Origin of the sequence: Aminobacter sp. MSH1 (genome assembly GCF_003071665.1) — a bacterium.
Classification (GTDB): domain Bacteria; phylum Pseudomonadota; class Alphaproteobacteria; order Rhizobiales; family Rhizobiaceae; genus Aminobacter; species Aminobacter niigataensis.
Window position 1 is genome coordinate 588855 of record NZ_CP026265.1, and the last position, 18613, is coordinate 607467.

7 protein-coding genes are annotated in these 18613 nt (G+C 63.3%); 2 read left to right on the forward strand and 5 right to left on the reverse strand.

Annotated features, from left to right (window positions below; translation table 11 throughout):
* Positions 1-77 precede the first annotated feature (77 nt).
* Entirely contained in the window at positions 78-1211 is a 1134-nt protein-coding gene (gene alr, locus CO731_RS02890) for an alanine racemase (RefSeq protein WP_108605878.1), read from the forward strand.
* A 15-nt stretch (positions 1212-1226) separates the two neighbouring features.
* The gene (locus tag CO731_RS02895; protein WP_108605879.1) at positions 1227-2480 is read left to right on the forward strand and encodes a D-amino acid dehydrogenase; all 1254 of its coding nucleotides are present in this window, start codon (positions 1227-1229) and stop codon (positions 2478-2480) included.
* Positions 2481-2561: 81 nt separating this feature from the next.
* Here the strand turns inward: CO731_RS02895 and CO731_RS02900 are convergent, their stop codons facing one another.
* The 5 genes from CO731_RS02900 to CO731_RS02920 all read right to left on the reverse strand — a co-directional run bounded on the left by CO731_RS02900 (position 2562) and on the right by CO731_RS02920 (position 18449).
* A complete protein-coding gene (locus CO731_RS02900; protein ID WP_108609596.1) occupies positions 2562-3770 on the reverse strand; it encodes a penicillin-binding protein activator in 1209 nt (402 codons plus the stop codon).
* 117 nt (positions 3771-3887) lie between these two features.
* Complete coding sequence (locus tag CO731_RS02905) at positions 3888-4625, reverse strand: transglycosylase SLT domain-containing protein (protein WP_245439587.1); 738 nt, start codon at positions 4623-4625, stop codon at positions 3888-3890.
* A 73-nt stretch (positions 4626-4698) separates the two neighbouring features.
* Entirely contained in the window at positions 4699-5073 is a 375-nt protein-coding gene (locus CO731_RS02910) for a hypothetical protein (RefSeq protein ID WP_108605880.1), read from the reverse strand.
* 82 nt (positions 5074-5155) lie between these two features.
* A complete protein-coding gene (locus CO731_RS02915; protein WP_159091539.1) occupies positions 5156-5563 on the reverse strand; it encodes a hypothetical protein in 408 nt (135 codons plus the stop codon).
* A 10-nt stretch (positions 5564-5573) separates the two neighbouring features.
* Positions 5574-18449, reverse strand: coding sequence for a DUF5801 repeats-in-toxin domain-containing protein (locus CO731_RS02920; RefSeq protein WP_159091540.1), 12876 nt, complete (start codon positions 18447-18449; stop codon positions 5574-5576).
* Between the last annotated feature and the right edge of the window lie 164 nt (positions 18450-18613).

Genomic DNA, 18613 nt, shown 5'->3' on the forward strand with positions numbered 1-18613 from the left:
ACAAGCTGCGTCACATTGGCAAGATTTTCGACGATTGTTGCGGTATTGTCTTGACTAGGCGAGGACAGACCCCGGACATGACCATGAGCGTGCGTAGCGACATCGAGAGCCGTGCGGCCTGCGGGGTCCTGACCATCGACCTGAAGGCGCTGGTCTCCAACTACGACTTTCTTTGCCGGCAAACGGCACCGGCGAAGGCCGCCGCCGTCGTCAAGGCCGATGCCTATGGCCTGGGTGTCGCCCATGTCGCGCCGGCGCTCTACGAGGCCGGCTGCCGCGACTTCTTCGTCGCGCATTTCATCGAAGCCGTCAGGCTGAAGCCGTATCTCGCTTCCGACGCGCGCATCCTGGTGCTGAACGGCCTGATGCCCGGCAGCGAAGGCGACTGCGCCGATCTCGGCGTCGTTCCCGTGCTGAACTCGCTGGAACAGGTCGCCAACTGGTCGGCGACCGCCAAGGCGCGGAACACGGTGCTTGCTGCAGCCCTCCAGGTCGACACCGGCATGTCACGGCTAGGGCTGGAACCCGCCGAGGTCGACGCCCTGCTGGCAGAGCCCGAGCGGTTGGGCAGCATCCATGTCGACATCATCATGAGCCATCTCGCCTGCGGCGACGAGCCGGCGCACGCCGCCAACGCCCGCCAGCTGGCGCGAATGGGCGCCGTCCGCAGCCGCTTTCCCGACGCAAAACTGTCCTTTGCCAATTCGGCCGGCACCTTCCTTGGCGAGGACTATCGCGGCGACCTCGCCCGTCCTGGCATCGCGCTTTATGGCGGCGCGCCGCTGGCCGGAGCCGAAAACCCGATGCATCAGGTCGTGCGGCTCGAGGTCGGCGTGGTGCAGACCCGCACCGTGCCGACCGGCTCAGAAATCGGCTATGGCGCGAGCTTCGTCGCCAAGGCTGAGATGCGGCTTGCCACCATCGCCGCCGGCTATGCCGACGGCCTGCCGCGCCATCTCAGCAACACGGGCGCTGCCTGGTTCGGCGGCGTGCGCCTGCCCATCGTCGGGCGCGTGTCGATGGACAGCATCATCCTCGACATCACCACGCTGGAGCCCGGCACGCTGAAGCTCGGCGACATGGTCGAGCTGATCGGCCCACACCAGACGCTCGAAATGATCGCGGCGGACGCCGGCACCATTTCCTATGAAATCCTGACCAGCCTGGGCCGGCGCTACGAGCGCCGCTACCTCAGCCCGGCAGCGCGCTAACTCACAGGGGCAATCATGCGCATAGTCATCCTCGGCGCCGGCGTCATCGGCGTCACCTCCGCCTACTACCTGGCCAAGGCCGGCCACAAGGTCACCGTGCTGGACCGCCAGCCAGGCCCGGCGCTGGAAACCAGCTTTGCCAATGCCGGCGAGATTTCGCCCGGCTATGCCTCGCCATGGGCCGCCCCCGGCATTCCGCAGAAGGCAATGAAGTGGCTGTTCATGAAGCATGCGCCACTGATCATCCAGCCGATGCTCGACATCTCGACCTGGCGCTGGGTGACGGCGATGCTGCGCAACTGCACCTCGGCCCGCTATGCGCTCAACAAGAGCCGCATGGTACGCCTCGCCGAATACAGCCGCGACCAGCTGATCGCGCTGCGCGACGATACCGGCATCCAGTACGACCATCGGACGCAAGGCACGCTGCAGCTGTTCCGCTACCAGAAGCAGCTCGACGGCATGGCCAAGGACATCGAGGTGCTGCAGAGCGACGGCGTGCCTTACGAGGTGCTCGACGCCACCGGCTGCGTCGGCGCCGAGCCGGGCCTGGCGCCGGTGCGCGAGAAGATCGCCGGCGGCCTGCGCCTGCCCAATGACGAGACCGGCGACTGCTTCAAGTTCACCAACGAGCTGGCGAAGCTCGCCGAAGGGCTCGGCGTCGAGTTCCGCTACGGCGTGAAGCTCGAAGGCCTCCGCCAAGAAGGCAATCGCATCGTTGCCGTCCGCACCTCCGAAGGCGAGTTCGAGGCCGACACGTTCGTCGGGGCGCTGGGCAGCTTCACGCCGTCCTTCGTCAAGCCGCTCGGGCTCAGGGTGCCTGTTTACCCGGTCAAGGGCTACTCGATCACCGTGCCGATCGTCGACGAAAGCAAGGCGCCGGTGTCGACCATCATGGACGACACCTACAAGATCGCCATCACCCGCCTGGGCGACCGCATCCGCGTCGGCGGCATGGCCGAGATCGCCGGCTTCAACACCGACCTGTCGCCATCGCGCAAGGCAACGCTGCAGTTCTCGGTCGAGGACCTGTTCGGCGGTGCTGCCGACCAGAGCCGCGCCACTTTCTGGAGCGGGCTGAGGCCGATGACGCCGGATGGCACTCCGGTTATCGGCCGCACCCGGTTCGACAATTTCTACCTCAACACCGGGCACGGCACGCTGGGCTGGACGATGGCCTGCGGCTCTGGCCGCGTGCTGGCCGACATGATCGGCGGCACCCGCCCCGACATCGACGTCTCGGACCTGGCGCTGTCGCGCTACGCCTGAGCACGGTAGTTACGAAAAAAGGCGTCGGAGATCGCTCCGGCGCCTTTTTCGTTGCCGCAGCAACAGCGAGCCGTGTGTGCCCTAGAAGCCCGAGGTCGATTTTTCGATCTGCGTGAGCTTGCCCTTGTCGATGCGGAAGAACGGCATGGCGCGTTCGCCCGCACCATCCTGGCGGAAGCGGAAGACGCCGGTCGAGCCGCGAAAGCCGGTGGGGTTTTCGATCACCTTCCTGGTGAAGCCCTTCGGCCCCATGGCACTGGCGATGCCGGCGGCAAGCGCCACCGTGTCGTAGCCATAGGCGACGTTGACGTCGGGCTCGTAGTTGTAGGTCTTGCGGAAACGCTCGGCGATCGGCCCGATCTCGGCGCTGTCGAGCGTGGCGATGTAGGCACCCTGCAAGACCGGATCGTCGATGCCGTGCTCGAGCCAGCGATTGGAGCCGACCAGCGTGACGTTCTTGCCGAGCACGCCCTTGGCCTTCAATGCCGAGACCAGCGGCGCCGGATTGGCGCCGCCGCTGGCGATAACGACCGCCTGCGGATCGCTGACCAGCGCCATCATGTCGGCCACCGCCTTTTCCGAACCGCCCGAGCCGAAAGGCAGCGCCACGGCAAGCGATGCGCCATAGATCGAGAGGCTGTTGGCGACGCGCTTTTCGACCGCCTTGCCGGCCTCTCCCTCGGCCATGAACAGCACGAACTTGCGCGGACCCTTGGCGGCGATGGCGGCAGCGCCGGCGGCGGCACTGTCGGCCTCGTTGAGCCTGACCGAATAGACGCCGGGCGCACCCGCATAATTGTCGGCGAGTGCCAGCACCAGCGGCCGGTTGGCACCCGAGATCGCCGCCAGTTGCCGCACGGCGCCTTGTTCGGAAGGGCCGATGACCAGCTTGGCGCCCGAGGCCAACGCACCCGTGGTCAGCGTGCGCGCGCGGCCGTCATTGCCGCCGGTGTCCTCGACATTGAGCGTGATGAGATCATTGCCGAGGTCGGCCATGGCCAGCGCTGCCGCGTCGCGCATCTTGCGGCCGCGGTCGCCGGCGGTTCCGCCGGCGGAGAGGGGCAGCAGCATCGCCACCTTGACCGGCCCCTTGCCCAGCGTTTCACCGGCCTTCGCCGGGCCTGCCTTCGCGGCAGCTGCAGGCGCGGACGCGGCACTGCCGTCGGCAGCGGTGCCCAGCACGTCCTCGCTGCCGGTGCCAGACTGGCAGGCGCCAAGGCCGAGCGGCAGCGCCAAGGCGAGAGCCAGCAATGCGCCATGCCGCAAGTAGCGCTGTCGGGATACCGTCATCATTCCTCCCCTGGCGCAAGACCCCGATTTCGGCAGGGCCGTGCGCAGATTCAAAGTACTGCAGCGTCCGCGCCCAATGGGACACGTGGCGCAGCAAGGCACCCCCCGCATCCAGACCTAGCCGCCAAACAGCTTGGCGCGCAAGCTGCGGATGTGACGCGCCTGGGCCGCCGGCCGGTATTCGGCGCAGCGCATGTAGCGCGGGCCCGGCACGAAGGAGCGCCTGACGCAGACGCCCTTGGGTGCCGCCGACCCGGTGGCCGTGAATTCGCCAAGGCCGGCGACGGCTGCGAAACCGAACGTCGCCTCGGGTACGGTGCCGACCACCTTGTGGCCGTCGCGCTTCAGGATCGCCCGCGCCCTGAGGCAATAGCGCACCGAAAGCGCGGAAAACCGCGTCTCGGCATGGCCTGCGCGGTATTTCATGACTGTCGTGCAGAGGTCGCCGCCGCCAAGCCGGAACGCGGCGGTGAGGTAGCGCACGCCAAGGGCGATGTTAGTGCGCGGGTCGGCCAACTCGGCGAGCGTGCCGCGAAAACCCATCAGCCGGGCGGTGGCCGGCATCACCTGCATCAGCCCTATCTCGCCGTCGCCGCCGCGCGCCTCGGGATCGAAAAAGCTCTCGATCTCCATCACCGCAAGGGCGAATTCGGCCGGCAGGTCCCTGGCCCTGGCCTCGCAGGCGGCAAATGCACGGAAGGCTTCCCTGCCGGCATCGGCGCCCGGATCGGCGCATTGCGCCGGCGCCGCGACATGATCGGCCTGCGGCAGCCTGAACTCGGGAACGGCGGCGGAAACCGCGGTCGCCGCCAAGGCCAGGCAGCCAAGAGCCGCGGCAGCGAAGCGCCGTCCCATCGCGCTGGGCCGGGGCCCATCGGGCGGCATCGCCACGGCGAAGGCCACAGGAGAACTCGTGCCCGCTGCCCGGCTAGTTCATGTACTCGACCATGCGGCTGTGGAAGCACTCGCATTTGTTGAGGTAGTCTTCGTCGCGGTAGTTGGTCTTGAGATAGCCGTAGGCCTTGCCGCAGGCGACCTTGGCCTCCGAGGCCCAGACAAAGACCGGGCGTTTGGAATCGATCCACTGCGAACTGTTCGCCGCCGCAACCGCTTCGTCCATCAAGCGCACGACCTCAGTGCGCAGCTCGCCGACATTCTCGTTCAGCGCGAGGCTGGACGTGCCGGCCATGCTGCAATAGCTGACCGTGGGCATGTCGATCAGGTCGGCTGCCGCCGCCTGGCCGGCGAAGGCTGCCAGGCAAAGGCCGGCAAAGGCCGACCGAATCTTCCAGTTGAAAGCCATGAGAAGTCCCCTCTCCTGCCGGCGTTGCCGGCTGTCACCCATTCACGTCCCCGCCCGGAAAAGACCAGGCGTATTCAAAACCTCAAAGCGTGCCGTGCCCGGACGAGCCATCTTCCTCAAAAAGGATGGTGAACGGCACCATGGCGACGGCGGTGTCCCCGGCCATCTCGGCAACAACAACGTCGACCGGCGCCGAACCCGCAAGATCGGCCGCGGGCGCCAGCAGATGCGGGATCAGGTCGGAGATCTCGATGACTTCGCCGAACAGGGCGTCGGCGAAGATCTCGCCGAGCGCTGCATGATCGGTTGCCGGCACCGGAGCCGGCGCGAGGGTTGGGCCGCTGTCGGGCAACAAATCTGACCCATCCGCAACCCAAGGCGATGCCAACCCCAAATCGACCGCCAGGTGTACAGCGGCCTGCAACGGGTTCGACTCCGCCGGAAGATCGGCGGAGTCCTGATTGAGTCGTGGAGTAATCGATCTGACCATTGCTACTCAATCAAGGAACCACAGGAGGTGTATGCTCCTCACCGTCGAACAGCACCCTAATTGAACTGCTCGCCGGATCATAGTTCTGAAGCGTCGCGACGGTCACGAAGTTGTTGCCGCCGCCGTCAACGTCGACCTGCAGGTCGGCGTTCGATCCGGAACCGACAACCCTGACATATTCGGCAACATTGCTGTTCGGTCCGAAATTGCTATCCAGCAGCGCCGACAGGTCGATCTTGTCGCCCTCGGAAGCATCGTAGTCGGTGATCAGGTCGGGCGCGTCGAGGTGTTCGATCACAAACAGATCGGCGCCATCGCCACCGGTCAGCGTGTTGAGCCCCTTCCCGCCAATGAGTACGTCGTTGCCACCCAGCGCGACCAAGATGTCGTCGCCATCGCCACCGATCAGGATTTCTCCGCTGTTCGTGCCGGTGATGGTCGAACCGGACACTCCGGTAACCGTCACCGATGCCGTGTCCGGCGTGGCCCCGTCGGTCGCGGTGTAGGTGAACGAGCCCGAGGCGAATGGAGAAGCTGTACCGCTGATCACGACATTGTCGAAATCGATGTCAGCGAATTCGTTGGCGTTGTTCTTTGACGTCATCAAGCCGCCGAGATCCAACGTATGGCTGCCGGCAGACAGATTGATGGTGGCGGTGAATGTCTGCCAGCCTGTGTCACCGGCCGTTGACCCGTTATCCCCTTCCAACTCGTGAATGATGCCGCCCACGCCCAGGGCCGTGCCGTCGATCCGGGCAAGGACGCGCGCGTCGTCGTTGTTGTCGGTCTGGCCGCTCAACTGGAGACGATAGTCGAAGGTCAGCACGATGGTGGCAGCCTGGACGAGATTGAACGTCCTGCTGAATGCACCGTTCATATTCGTGCGATTGTCGTTTGTCCCTCCTCCGAGATCAATGTGCAGAGCACCCGCATTTCCATTGCCGGTTGAGGCACGGACACCGCTCGCATCATTTCCGGTACCGCCGAAGACCTGGTCAGAATAAACAAACCCTCCCAGGTCGGAACCATTTGCGCTGAAGTTGGCCGAAAAGCCAATTGCCACTGGATTGGTCGGATCGAAGACCGCCCCGTTGACGATCGTGCCACCGACCGGACTTTGTACCGACGAAACGCTCAGCGGGTTGTTTCCCGGCGCATCGTTGTAGAGCAACGCCGCGTTGGGAATATGGATCGCCGAATAGTCGGTGATATTTGTCAGGACGACGTCGTTGACCGCATTGGCAACATCGGCAACCGCAGTCACGCTGATTGTCGTCGTCGCCACGTTGCTGTCGGCCTGACCGTCATTCACCGTCACTTCTATCTCGCGCGGTTCGGTGGACGGATTCTCCGACGTGCTATGGAACGTGACCGCCTTGATTGCCGCCTGATAGGCGGACAGCGAGGCGTGCCCGCTTAGCGTCACGGTGATCTGGCCGGCAACCGAGGTATCGACTGCGGCCGCGATGCCGGAAGGCATGCCGCTCCAGCCCATGACATCACCAGCCTTGGCGTTGGTAAGTACGATCCTGGCCGACTCCATATAGCTGTCGTCGCCGTCGGCAATAGTCGGGCCGGCCGCTGCGATGGAGATTGGTGCACCGTTCTCGGTGTATTCGGTACTGTTGTTGGTGGACGACAGGAACCCTTGATAGTCGACGCGGATGTTGTCGAAATAGACACCCTCACCGTCTTCTTCCAGGTCGTTGTCTGCAACCAAGCGGATGGTTGTGTTGGCAGACATGTAGGACGAAATATCAAATGTGATGGACTTGTAGTCCGCATCCGTTCCCGGTGCGAACGTATGGATCGTCTGGAAACTGCCGCCATTCGTCGAGATCTGAACCTGAACGGTGTCGCTGGAGTTATCGAGCGATACGCGGCGGTAGTCGAATGTCAGCGTAGCCGACTGGGCACCCGTAAGGTCCACACTGCGCGCGATGTAGTCGGTTCCACCCGAGCCGGAGTCATCCCCGTCGGTCAGCCAAAGCCTGTTGTCACCCTTATCCGCCACAATCCTGATATCGCCTTCAGATGCTAGGCCGCCATCGTTAGTTTCGCTCCAACTGCCCTTCCAGCCGGAATCGCTGGTGTAGCCAGACGAGAAATCATCCGTAGCCGCGCCTGGGCCAAAGTCGTTGAGCGCAAGAACGGGAGCAGCGTTCGGCGGAACGACATTGACAGTCACATCGACCGAATCCTGCTTGGCGCCGCCGATGCCGGTGTTGCCGCCGTCATCGAAGGTGATCTTGACGGTGCGATCGGCTGCAGTCGGATTTGCCGAAGACGACGAGAATGACAGGTTCTGGAGGATCGTCTCCGCCAGCGGATCGGTCGCGCTGCTATTGAGCGTGATCGTCACGTTCGCCGTACCATAGCCAGTGATGGTGCCGACGGCAGTTCCGCCAATCATCACGTTGCCGGCCGACTCCGACACCGGCCCACCGACGAACAAGGTGAGGCCATCGCCGGCAACTACGCCCGACGTGATCTGGGCAGTAATCTTGCCGCCGGCGAAGTTGGTTGGATTGTCGGCATCGGTGACAGTGCCGGCAGCAAGAAGCTTAACCGCTGCACCGCTGGCATCGTAGACGATCTCGGCCGGACTGTTGGGCTGTAAATCCGGAGCCAGATTGACATCCGTCACCGTCTTGCTGAGCGTGATGTCAAGATTGGCGGTCGACGTGTCGCCGTCGCCATCGCGAACCGTGTAGTTGAACTTTTCCACATAACCGGGGGGAACGTCGTTACCGTCGGCGGTAAGCGAATATACGTATGTGCCGCCAGCTTGCATGACCAGCTTGCCGTAGGTGCCGTTCACCACGAAGCCGCCGCCTGCTGGGTCGGTGTCCGAGTTCGTTCCCTGGAGTCCAACAACCGTCAAGCCGCCATCAGCACCAGCGTCGTCATTGGCCAGTACAGCGCCGTTGGTCGTGAGGGCCGACGAATTCGACGACACGAAACGAACCATGAGCTCGAACGGATTGCTGGCGCCTTCATTCGTGAATATCTCAGTGACAGGACTGCCCGATCCCTTGACGAGGCCGAGTACGTCGAGCGTGTAGTTTTGACCAGCGATTATCACCGTACTCGTCGTCGACGTAATCTTGATGACGTCGCGTGAATCGACACCGTCATTTGGATTGTCGTTTCCGTCGTTCGGCGTCTCGTCATGAGTGAAGCTGACAACGATCGGCCCGACATTGACTGGCTGACCGTTTACGATCGCCGTAAACGACACGCTGAGCTTGGTCGTGCTCAGGGTCGAACCATCGATAGGATTGTTGAAGTGCGTAAACGTGCCCAGCGAGAAGGTGTTGTTGGTGACCAGATTGTTGAGGTTGGCCTGCGGCGCATCGACAAAGCCGTAGCCGGAGTCGGTGGCGTTGCTGCCCGTGCCGCCCCAGCGGATTTCATCGATCGCGACATCACCATCCCTGTCGATCTGGGTGGGCTCGCCGCCATTGGTAAGCACGCTTGTGGTCCAGCTGGCGACGATGTTCTGCACACCCAGCTGATCGATAACGATGTTGAGCGCGCCCGTGTCGTTCTGCGCCACCGGTACGTCGTCGATCACGGCGATGGAGGCGTTGAGCGGCACCTTGGTATCGCCCGCCGGACCGCCGCTGTCGGTGACCGTCACATAACCATTCAGGTTAATTGTTATCGCGTCCTCGGTGGACGGCGCATGGACCGGATGATCCACGGGACCGTTGAGCGTGAAGGTGTACTCACCTGACGTCGGATTGAGCGTAATGGTGAAGATCTTGGTGTCGGTGACGGCTTCATACCCGGCGAGGCCGCCTTTGTTGACGTAGCCGACGAGGTCACCGTTGCCATCAATTGCAAACAACACCGGCGCGCCGCCCGACTTCAGCGCACCGTTGGATACGGTTTGCACCGCAGGATTGTTCGCGAACTCCTGGAACGCGAAGGTCAGGGTTCCTTCGTCGCCGCCGGTAATGAGGCTGCTGAAGTTGCCGCCAGCGACATTGGTCGTATTGCCAAGGTTTCCTGGCTCATCGAGGTCGAGCCCCGGGACCAAAGCAGCAAAATCGTCGATGCCGCCCGACAGACCATGCTCTTCCTCGACGACGCCGGAGAGTCCGTCAGGATTGATCACCAGCGGCTTGTTGACGTCTATGACCGAGATGGTGTGCGCATCGGAATCCGTATCCCCGTCGCCATCGACCGCCTTGATGGTGAAGGTCACATCCTTGCTGCCGGTCACCTGGTTGGCGAGGAACGTCCACGTACCCACGCCATTCACCGGCGCCTGCAGCGTCAACTTGCCATAGGCAGTGTCGATAGACTGTCCGTAGCTGACCTGGACCGTATGCGATGTCCCGTCATCGTAGCTGATCGTCAGCTTGTCAGGCACCACGCCATCAGCACCGGGCTGCATGGTCCAATTGCCGCTGACTGACGTCCCTTCGTCGACCGTGCTCGAAGTCGGGCTGCCATTGTCGTCGCCGCCGATCGTCACCATAGGCACGTCGTCGACGATGGACATGTTGATCTCGCCGGTCACTGTGTCGCCGGTGGCGTCCGTCACAGAGATCGGGATCGTGTCGGTCACCGGGGCGCCCGCACCCTGACCCGTGTGAGTCTGCGGCGCCGTCAGCGCATAGCTGTAGCTCACCACCCCAGTGGCGGCATTGTAGCCGGTGATCGTCAGCGAGCCCTCGCCCGTGTTGACTGGAGCGATGCCGCTGAAGTTGTTGGCAGCGGCAGCAGCCTCGAGAACCGCCGACGTTACCGTCGTTCCCGTCGCACCGCCAACCGTCAGCGTGAAGGCTTCGCCATTCGCAGTGACGGTGAAGGTGCCAGTCGCATCCGTCTCGCGGGCCGTAGAAGCCTGCGTGCCGCCGACGAGACCGTCTTCATAGACGGTCCCAGTATCTCCGGTGATCACCGGCACATGCGCATCCGCGTTCACCTGAATCGTCAGCGTCGTCACCGACACGTCGCCGTCGTCATCGGTGACCTCGTAGGTGAAAACGTCCTGCAGGAACTGCCCAGGAGCCAATGTCGCGAACGCCGCCTTGGTGTAATCGGGCGTGTAGGTGTAGACGCCGTCAGCGCCCATCACCAGCGTGCCGTAGGCGCCGGCTACGCCAGCTCCGCCGACATTGGCATTGGCGATGTTGCCAGAAGCCGTCTGGTTGCCAGCCGCAACACCCGTCACCGGACCGGCAATCGACGCACCGTCAGCGCCGAGCGGGTCGGCAACGTCTCCGCCAGCTTGGCCAAGTACCGCACTCCCCGCGACCGAGGCCGCACCTTCAACCATCGCACGCACATCAGCCGCAGCCGTCGGAACATCGTCGTTGAATTTGATCGTCAACGTGCCGGTGTCGGTGTCGGTGGTCGACGTGTTGGCGTCGGAGTCACCCACGGTGTAGTCGAGCGCTGTAAAGGCGTTTGCTTCGTCGCCGCCGGCGGCGTGCAGGACGTTGTCGAGCAGCGTCAGCTTGTAGGCGCCGGTCGCGGTGTCGGTGATCTGAATGGTGAACAGTTCACCGCGAGGTCCAGTAGCAGTCAGCGTCTTCGACGTGTCATCCCAGCTATAAATGACCTGCTCCTGACCAACTGTACCATACTTGGTATCCAGGTCGGCAAAGCTGAACACCAGCGCGCCATCGCCGCCGCTGCCCTCAAGCTTGCCAAGGAAGATCGCCTCGCTCGGATCACCCGGGTCCACTTCTCCCACATTCGCGTCGATATCTCCGACTGAACCAGGGGCGTTATTGGCGCCTGGCAAGCCGTCTTCATCGACCGCAGCCCAGACATTTCCTGCCTGAGGCTTCGACCCGCCAAGCTTGATGTCGAAGGCATCCGACACCGTGTCGCCGTCGCCATCCTTGCCGGTGACCTCGAAATTCAACTTGTCGATGAGTGCATCGGCATGCGTTTCGCCACCGACGCTGATGAGCTTGAATTTCGGGCTATTGCCCTCGACTGCGACGGTCTCGAATTCGAGGCTGAAGAACTTCAAGCCCGGATCAAGGACAGGCGGAATCGTGACGAAGCCGTCCGAACTGATGTTCAAACTACTGCCGCTCGCGACAACATTGCCGTCTTGATCCTTGGCGACCCAGTCGAGGCGAGCCGTTCCATTGCCAAAATGGTTGACGCCAAGCTTGGCCGATGTCATCTCGACATCATAAACGACGGCAAACTTCTCGCCGGGATTCATGCCATTGTTGCCAATGCCAATGCCTGCAGAACCATTGAGCAGGCCGCCGTCGAGGCCCTTGAGGGTGAAGCCTTCGTAGTCCCGGGTCGCGGTCGGCCCGAAGCCACCAGAAACGGACACGGCCGGCAGCGTGTTGCCGCCGCCCGGCAGCGAATTCACCTGGTTGAAGGTGTAGGTGCCGTCGCCATTGAGCTGAAGCGTATAGAGCGTTGGGCCGTTCTGGCCGCCAATCGTGGCTGTAAGGGTCTTGCCATCGGGGGAGAGGCTGGTGGTGATGCCCTCGAGCTCGGGCCAACCGGTGATGCGCAGCCCGTTCGTGGCGTGCTGGCCGTCTTCGCCGAAGGCAAGGTTCAGGTCGCCGGTGACAGCCGCATTCAGGGCCGAAACCGCGCCGTCCTCGATGCCGCCATCGACGAATTCAGGGCTGTCGTCGTCGACGTTGACGACGATATTGCCGGTCGCGGTGTCGCCGTCGCCGTCGGTAATTGTGAAGCCGAAGTCGAGTGGACGATTGTCCTCGAAGGAGGTCTCCTGCTCGCTCGTGTCAGGGTTGTCCGTAACCGAGTGCACCAGCGGCTGAAGCATGGTCAAGGTGTAGTTGCCGGAGGCGTCGATGGTCAGGGTGTAGACGGTGACACTGGTACCGTTGACGTCGATCGTGCCGGTGAGCGTGCCGCCAGCATCCGCACCGTTCTGCGCCCAATTCTGGGCAACATCGTACTGCGTCCCGATGCCATTGGCGACATGGATCGCCTTGAGGCCGTCAATGCCTTCTGCAACGATCGACTTGAGCCCGTCGCTGCCGGCATCGAAATTGATCTTGCCGGTCGCGACATTGCCCGCGCCGTCATCGCCGGGGCCGCCCGCAATGCCCGTGGCACCGCCCGGCACATTCTCGTCATCTATGGTGGTGGTGTAGACCGCCTTCAGGCTGACATTGTCGAGCAGGGCGCCATGCTGGTTTTCGCTGCCGGTACCCTTAAAGGCGAGCACGGCGTTGGGGCCGGTGGCGGTCACGTTGATCGTGATCTGCTGCAGACCGGGGGCAACATTGTTGTTGGCCGGGATCTCGTAGACGAGCTTGCCTTCGAACCAGACCTGCATGCCGCTGGAACCGGCGCCATCGCCGCCACGCGGCGAATAGGCGAAGGTGAGTTGGTAGGTCTGGCCGGCCTCGGTGCCAGCAATCGTCTGCTGGATAGTGGCGTTCGTGGACGAGGTGGCGTTGATGTCACCGACATTGCCGTTGGACGGATTGCCGACCGTGTCGGAATCGAGCTCGACCAGCGCGTTGCCGTACGGGGTGCTTACGCCGCCGGCACCACCTGTCTGGACCTCGAACGGCACGTTGCCGTCGGACATCCAGCCGTCAAGCGAGTGGAAGATCTCCCAATCCTGGTTGCCGAGGATATTCTCGTGGCCAGTTTCGAAGCTGCCGTTCTGGATCAGCTCCTGTCCGAGGGCAGGCACCGTCGGAACGACGGAGGTCACCTTCGGACCGTCGTCCTCAAACAGGACGCGGCCGGAAATGTCGGCGCTGCCCGTCGCGGTGTCGCCATCGCCGTCGGTCGCGGTGACGCTCACCGAAACAGTGTTGGCAGCAAGCGTGATGCCTTCGTCGTGGCTGTTGGTGTCGGGATGATGCAACGACACATACTGGGCGATCGTGATGACGCCCGTGCCGGCATCGACATGCAGCGCGAAGGCGACCTTGTCGGTGCTGGTGACGCCGTTGCCGTCGGCGTCGTAGACACCGATGACCCGGCCGCTGGCGTCCTTGTAGAGGAAGATCGGCTTGCCTTCGGTGGTCTCCAGGCCGGAATTCACGCCATTGTCGTTGGCAAGTTCAAGTGCGAAGACCCGAGAGTTGTTGGCAGCCGGACCATCGGCGCCGAAGGCAATGTCGGCATTGACGATAGAGCCGGTGCCTTGGGCATACTGCACCGACATGTCGAGATCGGTGCCGGCGTTGACGTCATCGAACAGATTTTCAATGGCCAAGGTTGCGGCCACTTCGTCCGAGGCAGGGTCGATGGTCGCGGTCTCGTCGATGACGATGATGTCGTTCAACTTGACGTTGGCGAGGTAGGTACCGGTGTTGTCGCCGGACGTGCCCACTTCGCGGAACTCGAGCGTATCGTTGTTGCCGCCGATGGCCGGAACGTTGATGACGATGGTCTGCATCGGACCCGGGGTCGGCTGGTAGACGCCGACAACCTGGCCGTTCCAGATCACCTCGAGCTGGGCGCTGCCGGCAGCCGTGCCGTTTGCGGCGCCGATCTCGAAGGACAGGCCATAGCTCTCGCCGGTCGTCAGGCCTGAGATGGTCTGCGAGATCTGGATGTTGCCCGGAGTGGCTTCGAGATCGACCATGACGCTGTTGGTCGCGCTGTCGGCGCCGAGATAACCATCGGCGACCTTCTCCAGCACCACAGTGCCCGCACCTCCGGTCTCGGAGGCTTCGATCTTCCACCCGGCCGCCTGACCCGTGGCGGCGGTGCCGCTGCCCGTGCCCCAGGCGCCGTTGTTGCCTGTGAAGCCGTCTATGAACAGGCCGTTGGCAACCGACTGCGGCGCAGTCACGGTCAGCTTCGGGCCGTCATCCTGGAACTTGATGACGTTGCCGACATTGACGGTGGCGCTGGTGGTGTCGCCGTCGCCATCCTTGGCCGTGAGGACGACCCTGATGTTGTTGGCTGCGAGCGACAGTTCCTCGTCATGGCTGGCGCCCTGGTTCGGATGCTGCAGCGAGACATACTGGACAAGCGTGACCACGCCGGTCACCGGGTCGATGCCGACTGCGAATGCCGCAGGGTCGCCCTGGTCGATCTGGCCACCGGCAGCGTCGAAGCGGCCGACGATGATGCCCCCTTCGCTGAACAGCTGGATCGCCCGACCTTCGGTGGTGAGCAGGGTCGTGCTCGCGGACCCGATGTTGAGCGCGTAGGTCAGCCCGCCGGCGCCATCCGCACCATAGTCGACGTTTGCCGTGACGATGGCGCCCTGCGACTGGGCGACGCCAATGGGGCCGACGCCGTTGTTAACGTGCGGGTCGCTGCCGGGGTTGAGAACGTTCAGCGGCGAAATCGTGCCGGTGTCGTTGGCGTCGAGATCGTTGCCAGGCGTTTCGTCGTGAACCACGCCAGCACTCGCGACCGGCGCGGTGATCTTGGGGCCGTCGTCCTCGAACACGATCTTGTTGCCGATGACGACCGACCTCTCGACCGCATCGCCGTCGTTGTCGGTCGCTGTGAGAACGACTTTGACAAGGTTGCCTAAATTGACCGGCTCGTCGTGCGAATCGTTCAAGCCATTGCCCGGCTTCGGATGCTGCAGCGGCAGGTATTGGGCGATGCTGACGCCACCGTCCTGATCGAGGGCGACCGCGAAGGCGATCTGGCCGTTCGGATTCGCCGAGCCGTCGGCATTGTCCACGCGGCCGACGATCAAACCGTCCACGAGGTAGAGCGATATCTGGCTGCCGGAGGTTGTCTGCAGGTTGGAAGCAAGGCCATCCGTGCCGTTAACCTGGCCGTTGAGGGCAAGCGCGATCGACATCGTGATCGGCTCATCGGCACCCGGCGCAAGAAGGTCGGCGCCATATCTGACCACGTCGCCCTGGTGTGCGTAGCCAAGGGCCGCCGGCTGGTCGAGCGACGCGAACTGGGCGGCAATGTCCGCATCATCGATGTCATCGCCCTGGAGACCTGCCGTTTCATCATGCGTCACCGCGGCGCCGGTCGCCTTGATGTGGACCTGCGGGATGTCGTCGACAACTGACACGTTGACCTTGCCGGCCAAGGTGACGGAATCGCCGTCCCGGTCCGTGGCCTGGATGACCGAGCCGAAGTCGATCGACGAGATCGGCGCGCCGTCGGTCTGCAAGTCCTCATTCTGATTGGCACCGGACGCCGGCGCAACATGATCGAGCTGGTCGACCAGGCGGAAGGTGAAGTCGCCATCGCCGTCGAGCGTCATCGTGAAGACCGGGCGATCCGGGCCATTGACGTTGTCGACGAAGGCGACAAGCGTGTTGCCGACCACGGCATAGCTCAAAGGCGAACCCTTGGACTGCAGTCCAAGGGCTTCCATCTGGTCGACCGCCGTCGCGGTGAACCCGAACCCACCGCCGGCAGCGGCGCCATCGGCACCGAAGTTGACCAAGCCTGCGACCGATTCCGACGCCTTTGCTGCGCCCGTAAACCACTCGGTGTCGCCGTCGGGCGATGTACCGTGCGAAAGCGCAGTCCAGATGTCGTCTTCGTCAACCTTGACGGACGCATTGCCCGGCTCGATCGACGGGCCGTCGTCCTTGAACACCAGATTGTCGCCGATGTTCAGGGTCGCCGACTGGCTGTCGCCGTCGGCGTCGGAGACCGTGGCGGTCAGCTTGACCAGATCTTCGGTCAGGCTGCGGGAGTCGTCGTTATTGTCTGGATTTTCGTGCCTGACGGCGCGGATCTGGTCGAGCGTAACCGTGCCGCTTGGGTCGACCTTGACGGTAAACACGAGGAGGCCACCGGCGGTCTTGCCCTCGACCGTGCCGTTGTTCATGCTCAGCACGACCTGCTGTCCGGTTGCGGTGTCGACGAGGCCGGAATTGCCGGCGACCACGCTCAGGGCGTAAGTGACGGATCCGGGACCATCAGCGCCGTGGGACGTAACAAAATTGCCGGCAAAGGACCCGGTTGCATTGGTGCCGAGGGTGGACTCGTCGACCGTGAGCACGGCCCCATCGCCGTTGCTGACGATCGTAGGCGTGTCGTCATCGACATTGATCTGCAGCGTGCCGTTGGCGGTGTCGCCGTCATTGTCGGTGACCTGATAGGTCAAGGTGAAGAACTGGTTGTTTTCGTTATCGCCCGTCGCGTGCTTGATCGGCGCATTCTGGGTCACGGTATAAGCGCCGGTGGCGCTGTCCAGCGTGACGGTGAGCACCTTGGTGCCGTTCTGATAGACCTCCAGCGCACCGTCGGCGCCCGGCTTATACTCGAAGCCCGTCGGGAAACCCGTCATCAGCCACGCGACCGAGCCGCCGTCGGCACCGAAATCGAGGCCGAGATTGTCGGAGACGTTGGCGCTGTCGGCGTCGTCGCCGGTACCGCTGGGATTGCCGCCCAGCGCGTCGTCGTCGAGAAGCACAACCTTGTTCTCGGACACGCTGGGACCGTCGTCCCTGAACACAAGGTTCGCACCGATATCCAGCGAGGCGGACTTGGAGTCTCCGTCTCCGTCGGTGATGGTCGCGGTCAGCTTGACCAGATTGTCGAGGAGGCTCTGGCTGTCGTCATGATTGTCCTGATCGGCATGCTTGACTGCGCGGGACTGGTCGAGCGTGACGTTGCCGTTAGCGTCAACCTTGACGGTAAACACCAGGGCATTGCCGACAGCGGTCCTGCCCTCGACCACGCCGTTGTTCATGCTGAGCAGAACCTGCTCGCCGGTAGCGGTATCCAGGAGACCGGACTCGCCGGCAACCACACTCAAGGCGTAAGTGACCGTTCCTGCGCCGTCGGCGCCAAATGCCGTGACAAAGCTCGACGCAAACGACGTCGTTGCGTCGTCGGCGAAGTTAGATTCGTCGACGACAAGCTCCGGCTCGCCGGCATCAGCCAGGCTGATTTCCGGGCTGTCGTCCTCGATCTGCAAATTCACATTGGCCGTCGCCGAACCGCCGTTGAGGTCCTTGACGGTCACCGGCACGTCGAAACCGATGACATCCTCCACGCTGTTCACGGGGTGGTCGATCGGCCCCATGATCGTGACCTGGAACGCACCGGTGCCGGGATTGGTGATCTCCAGCCGGATGATCTCCTGATCCGGACCTTCGCCGCCATCGATCTTGCCGACCAGCAGGTTGGGGCCGACGAGTTCCCAGGTAATCGGCTGGCCGCCGGAGGTGAGGCCGGGCGTGGTGGGCAGGCCGAGGCTGTAGGTCAGCGCATCGCCGTTGGGATCGGTCGCGCCGAAGAAGCCCGAGTAGCTGGCGCTGTTGGACTTGTCGTCCGGATCACCCAGATCATCCTGGATTCCGCCCCCGAGTCCCTCTTCCGAGAGACGAACCGAGAAGCCGGCGAATTCCGGATCGGCGTTCTCGCCGAGGGTCAGTTCGCGGCCATCGTATTCGGGGAAGGCCAGCGCGGTCGGCGGCAGAAGGGCCGACAGGTCGAAACCGTCGCCGATGCCGCCGGCAGGCAGTTCGAAGTTGCCGCCCGAGCTCGAGGCCGAGCCACCAGCAGCCGAAATCGAGCCATCGGCGCCGAAGGCGACGTTGATGCCGCCGGCTTCAAGGGCCGCAATCAGCGCGACGCGCGGAACTTCGACATCGCCGAGCAGGAAGGTCGGCACGTTGGCAGCGGCGTCCTTGATGACGATGACGCTGCCGTCGGCCTGTTCGAGAACCAGGTTGTCGCCGTCGACCTTGATGTTGTCGATCGAGACGCTGGCCGGCAGGTGCACGACATTGGAAGCGTCAGCGACATATTCGGCCTGCGCCTGCGCCGGAGCGGCTGCGCTCGGCTGGGCCTGGACCGGCTGGCCGGAACCTGCGTCGACGGGAACGGGATCGGCTTGAGCTGCCGGCTGCTGTGGCGAGACGCCTTCGGCCTGCGCCAACTGGACCGTGCCTGCTGCCGAAGCACCTTCGAGTGCACCCGAGACGTTCTCAAACTCAATACTGGTCGCCATCGCCATATCCCCCTGCCTAATTGGCTCGACAGAACAAGGCGCCAATCGTCATTGCAACCTAATGCGATCCACTAATATATATCTTGATATGTGATCTTTTCTCTTTTTTTCTTTTGGTAAACTGGCGGTGCATACCACAGTATGTAAAATTTTAGCGTCCGAAG